Source organism: Micromonospora sp. 4G55, assembly GCF_016803375.1.
In genome coordinates this window covers 1-2,362 of the sequence record NZ_JAEVHN010000839.1, presented here as the reverse complement: position 1 = coordinate 2,362, position 2,362 = coordinate 1, and the positions used below count along the sequence as shown (strand labels likewise).

The following is a 2,362-nucleotide window of genomic DNA, read 5'->3' as shown; positions in this document are numbered from 1 at the left end:
ACGGCGAGCACCACGTGCGCGGCGCGGTACACCGAGCCGCCCGCGGTCCGCACCCGCCAGCCGCCGGGCTCCCGGTCCAGCCGGGTGGCGGCGGCGTCGGAGACCACCCGGCCGCCGTGCTTCTCGACGTACCGGGTCAGCGGCTGCCAGATCGCCGTCGCGTAGTCCTCGTCCGGGCAGTCGAAGGCCAGCCCCTCCGGGTTGCCGAGCAGGTAGAAGTGGAACTGGGCGATCATCTCGGCGGCCGACATCTCCGCCTCGCGGTTGAAGAACGAGTGCGAGAAGACCTCGAAGAGCATGGCCCGGGCCCGGTCCGGCAGCTTCAGCGAGGTCAGCAACTCATCGGCGGTGGCGGTGTCGAACTCGGCGTAGGTGCGCTCCGGGTGGTAGCTGAGCAGCGGCAGCGCGGCGTCCCGGTCCATCCGGCGCAGGTCGGCCAGGCGCAGGCTGGGGCTGCGCAGCAGGAGGGCGAGCAGGTTCAGCGGCGGGGCCGGCGGCAGTCGGCCGAACTCCTCCGCCGGCCACTGCCCGCTCAGGATCGGGTACCCGGGGATCGGCTTGAGGAAGCCCAGACCCGGATCGACCCGGCGCAGGATCGCCCGCCAGTTGTAGTACTGCCGGAAGAACGCGTGGAAGCCGTGCTCGATGAGCTGGGTGCCGTCGGTCAGGGCCTCCGGCCAGGCGCCGAGCCGGCCGCCGAGCGTCGGCGCGGCCTCGAGCACGGTCACCGCCACGCCCCGCTCGGCGAGCACCACCGCCGCGGACATGCCGGCGATCCCGCCGCCCACCACCACGGCCTCGACCGGGCGCGGCACGCGGGGGGCGCCACCGCCGCCGGGGTCGACCACCCGCCGCCGTACGCCGATGAGCCGGCCCAGCATCCGTGACAGCGCCATGCGCACCTTCCCGGCCGAAGAATCTCAGTCTGCCCGGTCAGCCCTCGGACGGCAGCAGACAGCGTCGTTCCCGGTCCGAGGCGGGCCAGACGTACTCCAGGTCGGGCGGGATGTCGCCGAACTGCGGCCGGTAGTGCTCCGGGTCCTTGCGCAGCAGCGACGAGCGGTGGCTCAGGTGCAGGTCCTCCCGGCCCAGCCAGGGTGGCAGCTCGCCGGCCCCGGCCAGCTCGGCCTGGGTGCGGATCCGGTCGATCCCGCAGGCGGCGGCCAGGTCGGTGGTCATGGTGCCGGCGCAGGTGTCCGCCCGGCCCGGCTCGCACCAGACGGCGCACATGTCCAGCCCGTACCGGGTGAGCGCCTCCTCGTAGCCGGCCCACATCTTCACCGCCGGATGGTTGCGCCAGCCGTAGGTGGGCCGGGTCAGCCCGCGCAGCACCTGGATGGTCTCCACCCGCTGCTTGCCCAGCCGCTTCTGGTCCAGCGTCCGGGCGCTCGCCAGGAAGTCCGGGTACGGGAGGAACGTCTGCATGCCGCTGCACTACCCGCCGTACGCCCCGACATGCGCTCATGATCAGCGGGGCTGCGCCCGGTGCGACCGGCTGACTACGATCCGGTCATGGCGGAACCCCTGCGCGATCGCGCGCGCCGCGCGACCGGCTGGCGGTTACGGCCCAACGGCGAGACGCGGCCGCACTACGTCGTCTGCGGCAACGACCCGCTCGCCTACTGGGTGGTCAAGGCGCTGCTCGCCACCGAGCTGGCGCAGGGCCGAGTCCGCATCACGCTGGTCGTGCCCGAGCACCGTCGCTCCGAGGGGCCGGACGGCCGCGACGTCGACGGCATCCAGGTGGTCCGCGCCGACCGGCTCGACGAGGCCGCCTTCCGCCGCGCCGGCCTGGCCGGCGCGGACGGGCTGGCCCTGCTGCACCAGGACGACGTGGGCAACATGCAGGCCGCGCTCTGCGCCCAGGAGGTCGAGCCCCGGCTGCGCCTGGTGGTGCGCATGTTCAACACCAGCCTGGCCAACGGCCTGCGCGAGCTCTTCCCCGACTCGGCGGTGCTCTCCGACGCTCGATCGCCGCCCCCGCGTTCGTGGCCGCCGCTCTCGGCGAGGTCGCCCCCACCCACTTCCGGCACGCCGGGCGCACCCTCTACGTGGCCCGCCGGGAGGACGTACCCCCGGGCGACGTCGTCTGCGGCCTGGCCCTGCTGCACCAGGACGACGTGGGCAACATGCAGGCCGCGCTCTGCGCCCAGGAGGTCGAGCCCCCGGCTGCGCCTGGTGGTGCGCATGTTCAACACCAGCCTGGCCAACGGCCTGCGCGAGCCTCTTCCCCGACTCGGCGGTGCTCTCCGACGCCTCGATCCGCCGCCCCCGCGTTCGTGGCCGCCGCTCTCGGCGAGGTCGCCCCCACCCACTTCCGGCACGCCGGGCGCACCCTCTACGTGGCCCGCCGGGAGGACGT

Annotated in this window: 2 protein-coding genes and 1 pseudogene; 1 reads left to right on the top strand and 2 read right to left on the bottom strand. The window is 74.1% G+C overall.

Annotated features, from left to right (window positions below):
- Window positions 1-896: FAD-dependent oxidoreductase (locus JNW89_RS34980; RefSeq protein ID WP_238452281.1), on the bottom strand; the 896-nt coding region annotated here is incomplete at its 3' end.
- Between the two features lie 37 nt (window positions 897-933).
- Window positions 934-1,425 (bottom strand): MSMEG_6728 family protein, encoded by a 492-nt coding sequence (locus tag JNW89_RS34975; RefSeq protein ID WP_238452280.1) that lies wholly within the window; start codon window positions 1,423-1,425, stop codon window positions 934-936.
- Window positions 1,426-1,512: 87 nt separating this feature from the next.
- On the opposite strand from JNW89_RS34975, the pseudogene JNW89_RS34970 reads away from it, so the two are divergent.
- Window positions 1,513-2,362, top strand: a pseudogene (locus tag JNW89_RS34970) (hypothetical protein); the annotation flags it as partial.